The organism is Desulfonema magnum (assembly GCF_017377395.1).
GTDB classification, from domain to species: Bacteria; Desulfobacterota; Desulfobacteria; order Desulfobacterales; family 4be13; genus Desulfonema_C; species Desulfonema_C magnum.
Genome location: NZ_CP061800.1, coordinates 5389534 through 5404443 on the forward strand (window position 1 = coordinate 5389534; position 14910 = coordinate 5404443).

A 14910-nucleotide genomic window follows, 5' to 3' on the forward strand; every position below is an offset into this window, starting at 1 on the left:
GATTTGTGATTTGTGATTTGTGATTTGTGATTTGCGATTTGCGATTGTTCCGTACAAAATTTACAATATCGAAAATCACCGGCATAAATCAGGGGCGAGCGTTTCAAATCTGGATATTTCCATATAATTACCTAACCATAAGTTTTCGATATCTGCCCAGGGAAGAAACCCGGCTTTTTTTTCGGAATGACCCGCCGCCCGTGAAGGAAAAAGCCGGGTTTCTCCGCGGTTCGCAGAAAAAAAGATATATAAAAAATTTTTGATCGGATACTTAATGGCCGAACTGATTCAGGTGATTATAAGGCTTACATCCAAAATCGGAACATTGTCGCTTACTTGACAGAGGAGCATTCAGTATAAAGAGAGTAGGGGCAGATTTTCCGACAGTATTCATGATCAATGTCATGGAACAGGTGGGTAATCGCATCGCCCTTGTTGGCAATCACTCCGCGAGAGGACAGTTCGTTCCAAAACCCGCTGGTTTTAAATACGTTCATAACAGGAATGTGGACACCTGTGAGGACCAGCCGAATGTTACGTGTTTTCAGTTCCTGCCGGAGTATGGAAAGCTCATCTGTGCCGGTGATATCAATAAATCCGATTGCTGTGCAATCCAGCAGAAGGAACTTTAGCGGCGTTTCCACTTCATCCGCCCGCTCCAGTATGTGTTCGACAGTATATTCCGCATTGGCAAAGTAGATCGCGTTATCCGACCGCAGATGAAGAATCTGGGGGCAGGACGGTTTGTTGTAAAGGTCGGCATTGATAAGCATGTTATGCACCGGATCTTTGGAAATACGGACGATTCTCGGATGCATCGTTTTCCACAGAAACAACATCAGAGAAATCATCACGCCGATCAGCAGAGCATAATCCGGTTTTGCAAGCAGAGCCAGTACGAAAACCGTAACTGCCACCGCACCGTCGTGATGGTTTTTTTTCCAAAGAATGAAGACTTCTTTCGGATGAAACAGAAGCAGGACCGCTGAGATGACCAGGGCCGCCAGGGCCGCCTTGGGAATATAGGTGAAAAGAGGGGTCAGAAAAAGAAGCGCAAAAATTACGATGATGCCCGAAACCACGCCTGATATCCCAGTTCTGGCCCCCGCGGAAAAATTGATGGCAGTTCTGGAAAAGGACCCGCTGACCGGCGGGCATTGGAAGAATGAGCCGATGATATTGGCCAGCCCCTGGCCAATGAATTCCTGGTTCACATCCACCTTTTGCCCGGTTTCGGAAGAAATGACTTTGCCCACGGAATAGATTTCGGCAAAACTGACAAGCGCGATGATGACGGCCGGTCCTATCAGTGAAAAACCGATGTCCATGTCAAATATGGGCAGCTTAAATATCGGCAGCCCCCCGGGGAATTCTCCCACAATTCGGACTCCGGAATTGTGAAGATTAAAAAAATAAACCGCCGAAGTCGTCAGCAGCAAAGCCAGAAGGCTGGCCGGGAAAGCCGGACGGATCCGTTTGAGTCCGTATATGATGGCAAAAGAAATGACACCGATAAGCGCGGTGGAAGCGTGAAGCGACGGGACCCCTTTCAGTATTTCCAGAAGCATCGGGAGAATATACTCATGTTTTTCCACGGTCAGTCCCAGAAGATTCGGCATCTGCGTGGCAATGATGATCAGAGCCGCGGCCGCGGTAAAGCCCCGAACCGCTGAATGGGAAATAAAGGCCATGACATGACCCATGCGTAAGACCCCCATGATCAGGTACAGAATCCCGACAATATGGCCCAGCAGGATGGCCAGTTCGATAAAATGCGGGCTTCCGGGTTCGGCCATCGGTGTCAGGGTCGTCAGCACAAGAAGACTCATAATGGCAATGGGACCCGTGGCAAGCTGGCGCAGGCTTCCCCAGAGTGCGGCAATTATCGGCGCAATTGCCCCTGCATAGAGGCCGTATATGGGCGGCAGGCCCGCCAGCATGGCATAGGCCATGGACTGGGGAATGAGGACGACTGCCACGGTAATGCCCGCGACCATATCGGCTCGGAAAACTGAACGATCATAGTCTTTCACCCAGTTCAGGAAAGGGAACAGATGATGTAACAGCAATGACAGAGGATTATTTTTCATGGATAGCCTTTAATTACGCGGGTTCCGCAACCCGAAGGATATGATCGGACATGTTTTTCAGAGCAGAGCTGGTAGCGGAGCATCGGCCAGACCGGTTTTCGGCATAAAGCCGGAATTTATCACTTCCCATTTCTTACTTCCTCATGAGGCAGCCGCACCACAAGCACAGGTTTGGAACATCTGCTGATAACTCCTCCGGCAACACTTCCCATAATGGCACCTTCCAGTTTTCCATGTCCGTGGGTTCCCATGATCACAAGATCATAATTCCCCTCTTCTGCAACAGATGCGATACGAGCCACGGGATTTCCCGCTTCCACAAGGATATTTCCCTGTGCCAGCGGACAATAGGGGATTTCCTTTGTTATCTGTTCGGATGTCTCCTGAATACGCATGCGTATGGTTTCTTTTGCCATATCAATACTTTTTGCGTTAAATTCATCCCATTTCTTTCCAAAGCGTTCTGTGAGATCAATTCCCGCACCCGAAGAGAATTCCTCAAGCATGTCAGGCACAACATGAAGCACAGTCACCTCTGCCTCATATTTGTTACCAATACTGCATGCATACCGCACCGCATACCGGGCAGTTTCTGAGAGATCCGTCACATAAAGAATTTTTCGGATATCCGGGACAATCGCGCCGCCATGCACGAAAAACGGATCATCAGACAGTTTTTCAGGAGGACGGACTTCTTTTTCCGGGGCAGGCGGCCCGGAAGGCTCGGGCACAAGAATCTCTCCGAATATCCTGTCTGTAAATTTCACATACCAGGCAGCCGACTGAACCTGAATGATGTAGGCTATGGCAATCACCAGAGCCGCACTTGATCCCTCAGGACCGAAAGCATTGATGGCGATAGCCAGAGCAATGGAGAGATTCCGCATCACCGAACCATAAACCAGCGCGATGGCATCTCCCCTGGGCAGCAATGACTTGCCGAGCGCTGTGCTGAAAACATAATTGATGGTATAAATCAGCGACAGCGGTATCAGGATATACAAAATCATTCGGGGCGAACTCGCGATGCCTTTGGCTTTCAGCGCTATGGCAATAAAAACAATACCCACGACACCGAGTGTGGATATCGCCGGGAACCGGGGTGCCCATCGCTGCTGAAATTCCTTTATTCCGTATTTTTTCATCAGGCCCTGCTGGGTGAGAAATCCGGCAATCATGGGAATAAAGACAATGACAGCGATCTGCTTCATCACTGAAAGGATATTCACCTCAAGTGTCGCGCCCATAAGGAATTTGACATAAAAAGGAGTGGCAACCGATCCGAAAGTCAGCCCGACCACTGTCATTTTTACAGCAGCTTCCACATTTCCCTTGGCAAATCCGGTCCAGGAGATGGTCATGCCGCTGGTGGGAACAAGCCCTGCCAGAAGCAAACCCAGCGCCATGTATGGCTGATCTTTGAAAAACAGGATTCCGAATCCGAACGCGATAAAAGGGACAATCCCGAAGTTGATGCACTGGGTCAGCACCTGAGCCTTCATATCACCCCCCTCAAAGACCTTTCTGATCTTGAGCGTGACCATCATGGGATAGACCATGAGGAATGTGAACGGAATGATCAGATTTTTCAGAAATGCAGGTTGAAATATGATCCCGAAAAAAAATCCGAGAATCATCATCACCGGAATGGCAATGATCAGATTTTTGTTGATCAGACTGAGATATTTCCACATATATTTTAATCTCCTCTTTTTTATTGATCCGCTGTCCTGCCATACAGGCAGATACGCTGTAACAAGAGGAGGTATGCCAAATCAGACCTCCTCACACATTTTTTGCAAAGATTCAGCAGATCAAAAATTTTCATAAATCCGGAATGCAAAAATTTTCGATCTGCTGAGATTATAAGTAGCTGGACATATGTTTTTCAAAATCAGATCCTGAATTATCAGGGGGCAACGCCGATAAAATATCGAAAAACTTTTGGTCAGATGCTTATCTGCTAAATCAAAGAGACAGAATTTGCTTTCCGCTATTCCAAATCATAAGCAATGCCAGCGGGCTGACATCATTTGATTTCATAGCCCGCGTTAATCCAAGCTTTCATTCCGCCGGCCAGGCTATGCACATGACGAAATCCCCGGGACTGGAGATAACTGGCTGCGATATTGCCCCGGTACCCCATTCCGCATGTGACAATGATTTCTTCGTCTTCAGGCAGTTCAGGTTTTTCTTTTAAAAGCTCGGTGAGCGGGAGATGCCTTGCCTGGGAAATATGACCGCCATCCCATTCAGCCGGAGTCCTGACATCTAAAAGGTTTGTGTGATTACGTTGCAATTTTTCCCTGAGCTTTTCAGCCGAAATCTGCCATAATTGGGAAATCGGGTACCCTGCTTCCTGCCATGCGGCAATTCCGCCGTAAAGATATCCGAGAATGTTGTCATATCCGATCCGATGCAGGTTTATACTCATTTCATCAAAATGTTTCTCATCGTCCACGACCATGATGATATCGGCCCGGGGATCAATGACCATCCCGATCCAATTGGCAGTCTGCTTTGCCAATCCGATGTTAATACTGCCGTTAATATGAACACCGCCGAAAGCAGCTGTGTTTCTGGCATCCAAAATGGTGGCCCCTTTATCGCTCAGGCTTTTTACCTGAGCCAGCGAAAGGTCCCGCGTGACAGGACACCGCTCCATCAGTGGCGCTCCCTTGCGATTTGTTTCAATGATGTGGCTGAAACTCCTGGGCCTTTCAGGAAAGGTCCGGGTAAATTCCTGTCGGAAAGATTTTTCATCCAGGGACAGCACAGGGTTACTTCGAATTTCATATCCGATAGTTGAACTGGATTTCGGACTCATGCCTTTGCCGCACAGGGAGCCTTCTCCGTGGGCCGGAAAAACTTCGACACTTTCAGGCAGATTGCCGAGTTTGTGCAACGAATGATACAGATTGCCAACCTGTTCGTCAATCATTTCCTGCCCCGCGAGATCCGGTCTTCCGACATCGCCTACGAACATGCAGTCCCCGGTGAGGACCATCCACGGTTCTGTTCCCCGGGCAGTATCGCTGACAATCAGCGACATGGAAAAGGGAGTATGTCCCGGGGTGGACATGATTTTAACACTGGCTTTGCCAAACTCAAAGATGTCTCCTTCTCTTACGGTTTTATGTTCAAATTCGACTGGCGAACCTTCGAGAAAATAGATATCTGCCCGGGTCCGGGACCTCAGTTCCTGGTTGCCGCTCACATGATCAGCATGGATATGGGTTTCAAAAATATGGGTGATCCTCATATCGTTTTTGCGGGCAATATCAATATAATCCTGAACATCTCTTTTCGGATCCACAACACAGGCTGTTCCGGCCTGGGGACATCCGATAACATAGGAAAGGCAACCCATCCCTTCGACAGTGACTTGTTTGAAATACATTTTATCCTCTGTTTTAAAAATAGTGTCAGCAGATGTAAAATTCGTGGGAAAACTTGCTTCGGACTGGCAAATCCGAGGCATTTTCGACGCGGCGGATTTGTCAGTCCGGCAAAAACGGATCAGGGCAATTTTCCATCTGCTGAGAGTTGAATATCAACTTGTTCAATCAGCAGATGGCAAATTCACCCACACGCCAATCTCGTTCCCACGCTTCGCGTGGGAATGCTTTTCGAACGCTTCGCGTCCCGCGGTTGGTCGGACTTGCGTGCGGCAACGTGCGGATTCGGGCCGCGGACTGTGGGGAACGAACTTAATGAGATTACTAAAATTTTTTTTCCATCTGCTGATTATGTTCAGAGTGCCAAGCTGTAGTTTGGCACTCAATCGGAGAGACAAACATTGTTTCAGATTTTTCAGCAAACTGAGCGGTTCCTCCAATGAGGGACCGAGTTTTCTCATGCGTAAGTCTGCCTCTTTCCTGACTCGTTAGTCAGATGCTTCCCGGGTTTTCCATACTTCCCATACTTTTCCGACCAGATCCGGACCTGGTCGGAGCGTTTTCTTTCCCGTTCTCCATCCCGATGGCGTGGCCTCGGTTCCCTTGGTTTCTCGAACCAGCTGGAACGCCTGAAGCTGACGCAGTGTTTCACTCACGTTTCTTCCTACCGGAGGCGTGAGAATTTCGTATCCTTGGATGACACCATCAGGATCAATCAGAAATCTTCCCCGCATTTCAACGCCTGCATCTTCATCATACACGCCATAGACTTTTCCGACGCGTCCTCCGCCGTCCGACAGCATCGGAAACGGAACCCCTCCTTCAACCATTTTGGAGAGTTCCTTATCGTTCCACATTTTATGGACAAAAACACTGTCCACGCTGCAAGACAGGACTTGCGCACCAAGACGCTCGAATTCGCTGATTTTTTCGGCGACCGTCGAAATTTCGGTGGCTCAGACAAAGGTAAAATCTCCAGGATAGAAACAAAGTACGACCCATTTACCAAGATAATCAGAAAGATTCACATTAACAAATTTACCCTTATGATAGGCCGGAGCTGTAAAATCAGGGGCCTTTTGTCCAAGTTTGATCATAGTACGTTCCTCCTTTACTGGTGTGTTATCTGCGGGTTGTAGTTCATCAGGTTCTCTGCCCACAGGTCCCCCTGTGGGGCGCGCACAGCCAACTTTGATTTCTTCTGGCATAAACTTTCCTTTCTTTAAATACTCCCCGAAAGTCATCAGGGCGTAAGCGTTGTATGAACAGATGCAACAATTTTTGTTTTTGAATACAAAAATAATGGCAACTGGCAGAGATAAGGCATGCCTTGTCTCTGCGGTCGTCCGAAATCCGAATGCAAAACATACTGATTATAACGGATAATGGTTCTTCGCAAGTGCGAAAGCAAAAATGCAATTTTTGCACTCCGGAGCCGGCCGGAACTATCCGGAGTGCGAAAAATACTATCCGGAGTGCGAAAAATACTTTTTCGCAAGTGCGAAAGCAAAAATGCAATTTTTGCACTCCGGAGCCGGCCGGAACTATCCGGAGTGCGAAAAATACTATCCGGAGTGCGAAAAATACTTTTTCGCAAGTGCGAAAGCAAAAATGCAATTTTTGCACTCCGGAGCCGGCCGGAATTATCCGGAGTGCGAAAAATACTATCCGGAGTGCGAAAAATACTTTTTCGCAAGTGCGAAAGCAAAAATGCAATTTTTGCACTCCGGAGCCGGCCGGAATTATCCGGAGTGCGAAAAATACTATCCGGAGTGCGAAAAATACTTTTTCGCAAGTGCGAAAGCAAAAATGCAATTTTTGCACTCCGGAGCCGGCCGGAACTATCCGGAGTGCGAAAAATACTATCCGGAGTGCGAAAAATACTTTTTCGCAAGTGTGAAAGCAAAAATGCAATTTTTGCACTCCGGAGCCGGCCGGAACTATCCGGAGTGCGAAAAATACTATCCGGAGTGCGAAAAATACTTTTTCGCAAGTGTGAAAGCAAAAATGCAATTTTTGCACTCCGGAGCCGGCCGGAACTATCCGGAGTGCGAAAAATACTATCCGGAGTGCGAAAAATACTTTTTCGCAAGTGCGAAAGCAAAAATGCAATTTTTGCACTCCGGAGCCGGCCGGAACTATCCGGAGTGCGAAAAATACTATCCGGAGTGCGAAAAATACTTTTTCGCAAGTGCGAAAGCAAAAATGCAATTTTTGCACTCCGGAGCCGGCCGGAATTATCCGGAGTGCGAAAAATACTATCCGGAGTGCGAAAAATACTTTTTCGCAAGTGCGAAAGCAAAAATGCAATTTTTGCACTCCGGAGCCGGCCGGAATTGTCCGGATGAATCTCATTCATCACTACTTGTGCAGGACTGCCAGGCTTATTTCCTAAAATCCGAACTAAATCCTGTAAAGCTTAAGCGGATTATCGGCCATTTTCTCATTTGCGGCCTTTAACTTCTCTTCACTTGAGATCACTGCCACCGCCTGTTTCCTGCTGCTGTCAAAATATCTTTCCGCAACCTTTATGACCCGGTCCCGGGTTAATGTAAGCAACTGCTTTTTAAAATGCTCCCTTGCCTCATCTGACAATGAAATGATTTTCCTGTAAAACGCCTTTCTTGCCGCAGGCCCCGGAGGATCCGGTTTGTCAATCTCAGAGCATACCTGGAGAATGGCTTCCTTAACATCCTCACTGTCATAGTTTCCTGATTTTATAAAATCCCCTGCATTATCATATACGTTCAGGGTGGAAACAATGTGAGGATCTCTGTAAGACCCGAAACAAAACAAGCCGTCTTCAGGGTTATACATGGAAAATCCTCCGTAAGCGCCGCCTTTTTCCCGAATCTCGCGATGTAAGAACAAAGAACGAAGCATTTTGCTGATCACCGACAATACAGGGGAATCCTCATGATCCATACGCACTGTCTCAAATGCCTGAGCCACGAATGACACTGCCGAAGAGGTACTCCATCCCTCCCTGGGAATCTGATCCCCGAGCGTAATTGCCGGAGGCAAAAACCCCATGCCCGATGTCTGCTGCCTGCTGTCCGCAAGAAGCTTTGACGTCAGCGGCATGGCGTCGTATAAGGCCCCTTGTTCGCCCACCATGGCCACCTTAAAATTGTTCCCGATAAAAAGGCTTTTTCCGATGGACATGAGATCATCTGAAAATGCTTTCAGCTTATCATCCGTAAGGTCTGTGGTGATTTTCTTTATGGTTTGCAACTGATGAACACCGTTCCAGGTTTCGCTTAATGCGCGAGTGACTGAGAAATTCCTCGAGGCAAGCGAAATAGCCAGTCCGTGCCCGTTATGCACAATCATGGATTCCAGACCTGCCCGGTACTGAAGCAGAAGACTTTTTAAGCGGGTGAGGTCGGAAAAATTGAATTCATAAAGCAGCTCCTGCATGATGTCAAACATTTTATCCAGATTTCGGACAAGACATTTTCCGGTAAATCCGATAAACGGCAGACAGTCCCTTGTTTCACCAAAGTTGTTACGCGCGTGGACAGAAAGCCCCACACCGCCAGTATAAGCGTCAATCAGTCGCGCCATCTCAATGTAATCCCGCCGTGCCGTGCCGACTTTGGAAAACGCATAACAGAAAAACGGCACAAGCGGAAGCATCTCTTTCCGCAATCCTCCGGCTCCGGCGGCCGAATCAAAATAAAAAATACCGGAAGTCGGCTGCTGGTAAATGGAAATTGGAAATTGAAAATTAGAAGTTGCCTCTCCGGCTTCCGAATCTCCGCTTTCAAGTTTTAAGTCGGTTTCTTTTACAATATGAACCGAAGGCGGAATATCTTCAATCTCCAGGGTGGGCAGCTTGGAAAGGTCTTCCCCTGATTCCTGAAGTTTCGCCAAAGCTTCGGCATCTTGTTTTATCTTCTGAAGTTCGGCAGGGGACAGGCCGGATTTGATATGCTCAAGTTCTGTTCTGACCCGTTCATTTTCTTTCTGCTCCATGAGCTGATCCGGTGTCAGTTTGAAAAGTACCCTGTGGGGATTATTCAGAAAACACGTTTTTATCCGGTTTTCAAAAAAAGGACCTTTGGCGAGTTCCTCGTTCAGATGTTTAAAATCATCATCAAATCTGAGTATTCTGACAGGATCTCCCCCGTGAAACCAGCTTCCGGAAAAGAAAAGCAGCAGCTTGATGCCATAAGGATAGGGGGTGTTTGTGATCTCTTTGTGATGAAACTCCACCTGATGGATGGCAGACGCAATCAGTTTCGGATCAATGCCTTTGTCCGCGAGATTTTTTAACTCATCAAAGATAATTTTTTCGATCTTCTCTGCCGCGGATTCCTCAACGTCCTTGAGTCCGCAGACAAAATAGGTGTCCCGGTTATCCGCGTCAAATCCGGTTCCGTCGGAAAGGGCCGTTCCGAGTTCCGAATCAATCAGGGCTTTCCGCAGAGGAGAACCGGAATTGCCAAGAAGGATATGTTCAAGCAGGCTGATAACCAGCACCTCAAAGGTGTCCTTAATATCGGCCAGGAGCCATGCCACACATACCTGATATTTTTTTACAGGGTCTTCATTGGGTCCGAGCGGATACGGATAGCTCACCACTTTGGCACGGTCCCACCGGGGCTGGGAAGGCACATCGGTTTTCGGATCAATGCGCTCAAATTTTTTTAATATCTTATCATGAATAAATGACAGATGGTCTTTCAGAGGCAGATTCCCATATGTGTAAAAAAACGAGTTGCTGGGGTGATAATGCTGTTTGTGAAACGCTGTGAGCTGTTCATGCGTCAGTGTGGGAATCACAGCAGGCTCCCCTCCTGAGTTATGACGGTACGTTGTGGAGGGATAAAGCGCGTTCAGAAGCGACCTGCCCAGCACCTGATCCGGCGAAGACATGGCACCTTTCATCTCGTTATACACAACTCCTTTATAGACAAGTTCTTCCCCATCAAGTTCCAGCCGATGCCCTTCCTGCTTAAAATTGAGCATATTCAGGTTGGGGAAAAACGCAGCGTCAAGATAGACATCCATGAGGTTGTAAAAATCTTTTTTGTTCTGAGTGGAGAACGGATACATGGTCCAGTCCGACGCGGTAAAGGCATTCATAAAGGTACTCAGGCTCCTTTTCAGCATCGAGAAAAAAGGATCACGCACAGGGAATTTTTCAGAGCCGCACAGGGCAGTATGTTCCAGGATATGCGCAACACCGGTTGAATCCGAAGGAACTGTCTTAAACGCCACACTGAATGTATTTTCCTTGTCATCATTGCTGATATGGACATGCCTGGCCCCTGTGGGTGTATGCTCCAACTCATAAAAAAAAGAGCTGATTTCCTTCAGTTCCACCACTCTCTTTATACAATAGTCACCAATACGGTCGCCTGAGTTAAGGCCCGGATTGTTGTGATCTGTAAATGTGTTCATAAATTATCCTTTTCCAAAAGGTGGTTGGGGAATTGATAATTGATAATTGATAATTAAGAATTGATAATTAAAGTTGCAATCCCAAATTCCAAATCTCAAATCCCAAATCTCAAATCTCAAATCCCAAATCTCAAATCTCAAATCCCAAACACCAAACTAGGAGGCAATATATATACCGCGCTCCTTGCGTTGAATTTTACCGGTGTTGTTCAGACGAAAAATGATATTGCGAAGTTTTTTCTCGCCATAGCCTGTCCTGTCCTGGATTTCAGAAAAGCCGACGCCGTCTTTAAAATTCTTTATGATCTCCAAAACCGTATCCGAAGCTGTCATGGGGGCCTTGCCGCGAGAGGTTCTCCCGCCGGACAGACGTCTGCCCGAGGCTCCCCCTGATGTGGTGATAACAAGATGCTCCAGGCGATCCATCCGCTCTATCAGCTTCTCAAGGTCCTTTGTGGTCGGGATGTCATAATTTTGAATAAAAAATTTTACCATTGCGTCAAAACTTATTTTTCCTTTTTTTCTTGCCATGTGTTCCTCCTTGAATTAATGATTGTTTTAAAAATGATGGGATCAGTCAGAAAGAGGCCCTGGTGGAAAATTGCCTCTGTTTTCCTCATACAACAATTGAGAAAGGTTGTTTACACCTCTTTCATCGCTCAGATGTCAGAATGAATAATCCGACAAAACTGTATAAGCGGTTTTGCAGAGTTCCCGAGATATGCCGCTGATATGAGAATAATCCGGCAGAATTCCGTAAACAGTTTACAGCGTTCTTAGCAAATGTCGCAGATATGAGAATAATCTGGCAAAAATTTTCGGAAGCTGTGTAAGGAAAAAATCTGACTTTCAACTACAGGTTTTAAGAAAAAACCTTTCAGGTTATATGTTTTTAAAAGCCTTTATTATCATGGGATTACAAATCCGAATTCCCGGATCCCGGCTCTTAATTCCTGTAGTTACAAAATACCTAAAGTAATAATTACTCAGTAATTGAATAAAAAGTCAAGTTAAAGCACTGGGAAATCGAAAAAAATAAGTAAAAACAAAAAAATTAGGAGAAAGCTGACAACTGAAAGCTGACAACTGAAAGCTGACAACTGACAACTTATAAAAATATGACATCACCAATAACACTCGTCAAGGCATGGAATTTGTACCCTAAGAAACAATTGGGGCAGAATTTTTTATCTGATCCTTCCACAGCGGAAATGATTGTGGCCCGTTCCCGAATTTTACCGGAAGATGTTGTTCTGGAAATCGGAGCCGGGCTGGGCGCACTCACAATGCCTGCGGCCCGTGCGGCCCAAAAGGTTTATGCTGTGGATAAAGATCATCAGCTTATTGAGCTTTTAAAAACAGAACTGCTTGCAAACCGGCTTTCAAATGTTGTTTTAATGGAAAAAGATATTCTGAAGCTTGACATTGAAGCATTGGCGGAAACTGCGGCCGGCAAATTCATTGTTATGGGAAACCTCCCTTACAATATTTCTTCACAAATTCTTGTCCGACTGATTCGCTCCAGGACGATAGTGACCCGGGCGATTCTGATGTTTCAGAAGGAACTGGCAGAACGCCTCATGGCGGGTCCCGGGTGCAAGGACTACGGACGGCTCACGGTAATGCTCCGCTACTGCTCAGATATAAAATCCCTTGCACATATCCGGGCCTCTCTTTTTTATCCCAAACCCAAAGTGGATTCGCAGGTTATCCAGATAAAATTTAAGGATGCGCCGGAATATCGGGCAGATGATGAGGAAATGCTTTTCAAGGTTGTCAAAGCAGCTTTCGGGAAAAGACGGAAAACCCTCAGAAACGCGCTGGCAGGAAGCGAACTTCATATTGATGCGAAAATAGCCGCGGGAACGCTGGGAAATGCGGGGATTGATCCGATGCGCCGGGCTGAGACCCTTGATGTGGAAGAATTTGTCAGGCTGAGTAATTGCCTGGGGAAGGTTCTGAATGACTGAAGACCTGCAAGGTTTTGAAAACCTCTCAGGTCTGATACCGACTCCTGGCAGCGTTTGGTTTCTTAAAAAAAGAGATTCCAATACAAACCCGCTTCCGTATGAGACGAATCAAACGACTCCTCCCATGAGAGATTCAGACTGATGCTGTTATTCCGGTTTAATCGGATACGCTGGGATAAGGAAACGTCATGGGACCGGTGTTTATCCCCGAATTCAAAACACATTGTTCTTGCAGACAAATGACATTTCCACGAGTCACTGATGCGTTTCAGCACGCCCGCGGAAAGTCCGAGACCAAGAGCATAACTATCTTCAAGATCGCCGCCGACATTTAATTCCGGCTCTATGAACAGATAATATAACCCGATATTATCATCATAAAAAGCAAGCCCTCCGCCAGTATTGAGGTTGCAGATCAGAGATTCTTCGCCATCTGACATTGTTTTTTGTTTCAGGCCGGTATTCACTTTCCAGGAATAGGGTCTGAAAAAGCGGCTCATGGGTGAAACAGATATAATATCAATAACATTCAGCGAAACCAGCTCAAATTTTTTATCAGAAGAATAATATCTCAGTTTGCCGGAAAAAAACTCAATCTGAATACCTTCCTCATATCCGTAATCCGTGTCCAGCAAATTACTGAACACCGGCCGATAAGCGACCTCCTGGAAAAAATCACCTTGCCTGCTCCCTAGTCCCAAGCTTAATTTTTTGGATTCATGAACATTATCCGGTCTTGGCGGCAAAGGAACATTATATAAACCTTTATCACGCATTCCCAGCTTGCTCCGCACTTTTAATGTGTTTAACAGGAAATTTTGGTAGTCTTTTTTTGATATTTTTTTTCTGGCATATTGATATCGGATATGATCAGCAGCCAGATCAGTAATTCTGATCTGCTCATCTTTCCTGATGTCAAGGCCAAAGACAGACTCCGGAGGCATTTTCTTATTGATAATATCAAGCACAATCTTCCGGCTGCTTTCGGACAAGAGAGAAATCTTATATTTTATCTTTGTGGCCTGTGACGGTCTGTAGTCAACATCTCGGAAAAGCCCTTGTTTTTTCATGGCTTTGATGGTGTCAATGGGCAGCACCCAGGCCGGAAACTGCCCTGTGAGATCCAGGGACGGTCTCGCGGCTTCGAGCAGAAACAGGAGATTATATGAGCAATTTTCGTCAAAAAAATAGTATTCTGTATAGATTCCCCGGAGTTCCCATAAGTGCATGATCATCTGTTTTACTTCGGATTCGGTCATATCCAATTCATATTCCCAGATATCCCTTTGGCTTATATCGCTATATTCCTGGATTTTCTGATAATACGGAAGCGTTGAATAATAGCCTTTGTAGAAACCGAAAAGCCCCTTTGTCACAAAAAGAAAGCCATTGGTTTCATCTGCCAGGGCAGAATAATTCACTGCATGAGATAACAGCTTGTTTTTATAATCTGTTCCAATACAAATCAGCGTGTGACCGAACATCGAGGCAGGGCTGTTCATGTAATAAGTCGGAAAGACAATGCTTGCTGATTTGGGACTGATTTCACGGACAATCCGATTAAATTCCTCACATTCAGCCACAGGCAGTTCTGATTCATCAATATCCAGCTTTTCCTTTAACCAGGAGTACCTTGCAACGAACCTGCACACCGGATGATCTGTGTCTTTCGGGTCTGAAACAATGTCAGCAGGATCATACATGCGTTTTTCTCTGAAGAACGCTCTGACAGTGGCTTCAAGCTCGGATTTAGGATTGAACTTGCCATCCGGAGCCAGGAAAAAACGGGGATCATCTATGGTGCTTTCCACACCTGAAAGGGTCTTTTTATAGTGAAGCAGAATCCGCCAATATTTTTGTTCATGGAGCTTTTTTTGGCGGGCCAGCTCAATCAGACGGTCTGCATAAGAGAGAGACGAGTTTCCAGTTTCCAGTTTCCAGTTTCCAGTTTCCAGTTTCAAATTTCCGGCTTCAGCTTTGTGCGGAAGGACCAGAATGAAAACGACCAGGACAATTGACAAAAAAGGAGATACGGCATATAAA

At 46.3% G+C, this 14910-nt stretch carries 10 protein-coding genes; 2 read left to right on the plus strand and 8 right to left on the minus strand.

Annotation, left to right across the window (positions count from 1 at the left end; all coding sequences use genetic code 11):
- Window positions 1-332: 332 nt before the first annotated feature.
- The 5 genes from dnm_RS20625 to prxU all read right to left on the minus strand — a co-directional run bounded on the left by dnm_RS20625 (window position 333) and on the right by prxU (window position 6696).
- The gene (locus tag dnm_RS20625) at window positions 333-2090 is read right to left on the minus strand and encodes a SulP family inorganic anion transporter (RefSeq protein WP_207678788.1); all 1758 of its coding nucleotides are present in this window, start codon (window positions 2088-2090) and stop codon (window positions 333-335) included.
- Between the two features lie 119 nt (window positions 2091-2209).
- Window positions 2210-3784: a universal stress protein gene (locus dnm_RS20630; protein ID WP_207678789.1), complete on the minus strand. Its 1575-nt coding sequence runs from the start codon at window positions 3782-3784 to the stop codon at window positions 2210-2212.
- Between the two features lie 335 nt (window positions 3785-4119).
- On the minus strand, window positions 4120-5490 hold the full coding sequence (locus tag dnm_RS20635; RefSeq protein WP_207678790.1) for an MBL fold metallo-hydrolase: 1371 nt from the start codon (window positions 5488-5490) through the stop codon (window positions 4120-4122).
- Between the two features lie 162 nt (window positions 5491-5652).
- Window positions 5653-5949: a hypothetical protein gene (locus tag dnm_RS20640; protein WP_207678791.1), complete on the minus strand. Its 297-nt coding sequence runs from the start codon at window positions 5947-5949 to the stop codon at window positions 5653-5655.
- A gap of 27 nt (window positions 5950-5976) precedes the next feature.
- Complete coding sequence (gene prxU / locus dnm_RS20645) at window positions 5977-6696, minus strand: thioredoxin-dependent peroxiredoxin (RefSeq protein WP_207678792.1); 720 nt, start codon at window positions 6694-6696, stop codon at window positions 5977-5979.
- A gap of 205 nt (window positions 6697-6901) precedes the next feature.
- On the opposite strand from prxU, the gene dnm_RS20650 reads away from it, so the two are divergent.
- Window positions 6902-7948 (plus strand): hypothetical protein, encoded by a 1047-nt coding sequence (locus dnm_RS20650; RefSeq protein ID WP_207678793.1) that lies wholly within the window; start codon window positions 6902-6904, stop codon window positions 7946-7948.
- On the opposite strand, the gene dnm_RS20655 is transcribed toward dnm_RS20650, so the two are convergent.
- Together dnm_RS20655 and dnm_RS20660 are read right to left on the minus strand one after the other, a co-directional pair.
- Complete coding sequence (locus dnm_RS20655) at window positions 7892-10897, minus strand: insulinase family protein (protein ID WP_207678794.1); 3006 nt, start codon at window positions 10895-10897, stop codon at window positions 7892-7894. The two genes, dnm_RS20650 and dnm_RS20655, sit on opposite strands and share 57 nt — an antisense overlap.
- A gap of 156 nt (window positions 10898-11053) precedes the next feature.
- Entirely contained in the window at window positions 11054-11428 is a 375-nt protein-coding gene (locus dnm_RS20660; protein ID WP_207678795.1) for a hypothetical protein, read from the minus strand.
- A gap of 587 nt (window positions 11429-12015) precedes the next feature.
- Between dnm_RS20660 and rsmA the strand changes: the two genes are divergently transcribed.
- Window positions 12016-12867, plus strand: coding sequence for a 16S rRNA (adenine(1518)-N(6)/adenine(1519)-N(6))-dimethyltransferase RsmA (gene rsmA / locus dnm_RS20665; RefSeq protein WP_207678796.1), 852 nt, complete (start codon window positions 12016-12018; stop codon window positions 12865-12867).
- A gap of 62 nt (window positions 12868-12929) precedes the next feature.
- Here rsmA and dnm_RS20670 read toward each other — a convergent pair whose 3' ends face one another.
- Complete coding sequence (locus dnm_RS20670) at window positions 12930-14828, minus strand: Lnb N-terminal periplasmic domain-containing protein (RefSeq protein ID WP_207678797.1); 1899 nt, start codon at window positions 14826-14828, stop codon at window positions 12930-12932.
- Between the last annotated feature and the right edge of the window lie 82 nt (window positions 14829-14910).

Excerpts from the sequence above, each read along its gene's own strand:
- dnm_RS20625 (WP_207678788.1), bottom strand. The coding sequence starts at position 2,090 with ATGAAAAATAATCCTCTGTCATTGCTGTTACATCATCTGTTCCCTTTC.
- dnm_RS20630 (WP_207678789.1), bottom strand. The coding sequence starts at position 3,784 with ATGTGGAAATATCTCAGTCTGATCAACAAAAATCTGATCATTGCCATT.
- dnm_RS20635 (WP_207678790.1), bottom strand. The coding sequence starts at position 5,490 with ATGTATTTCAAACAAGTCACTGTCGAAGGGATGGGTTGCCTTTCCTAT.
- dnm_RS20640 (WP_207678791.1), bottom strand. The coding sequence starts at position 5,949 with ATGAGAAAACTCGGTCCCTCATTGGAGGAACCGCTCAGTTTGCTGAAA.
- dnm_RS20650 (WP_207678793.1), top strand. The coding sequence starts at position 6,902 with ATGCAATTTTTGCACTCCGGAGCCGGCCGGAACTATCCGGAGTGCGAA.
- dnm_RS20655 (WP_207678794.1), bottom strand. The coding sequence starts at position 10,897 with ATGAACACATTTACAGATCACAACAATCCGGGCCTTAACTCAGGCGAC.
- dnm_RS20660 (WP_207678795.1), bottom strand. The coding sequence starts at position 11,428 with ATGGCAAGAAAAAAAGGAAAAATAAGTTTTGACGCAATGGTAAAATTT.
- rsmA (WP_207678796.1), top strand. The coding sequence starts at position 12,016 with ATGACATCACCAATAACACTCGTCAAGGCATGGAATTTGTACCCTAAG.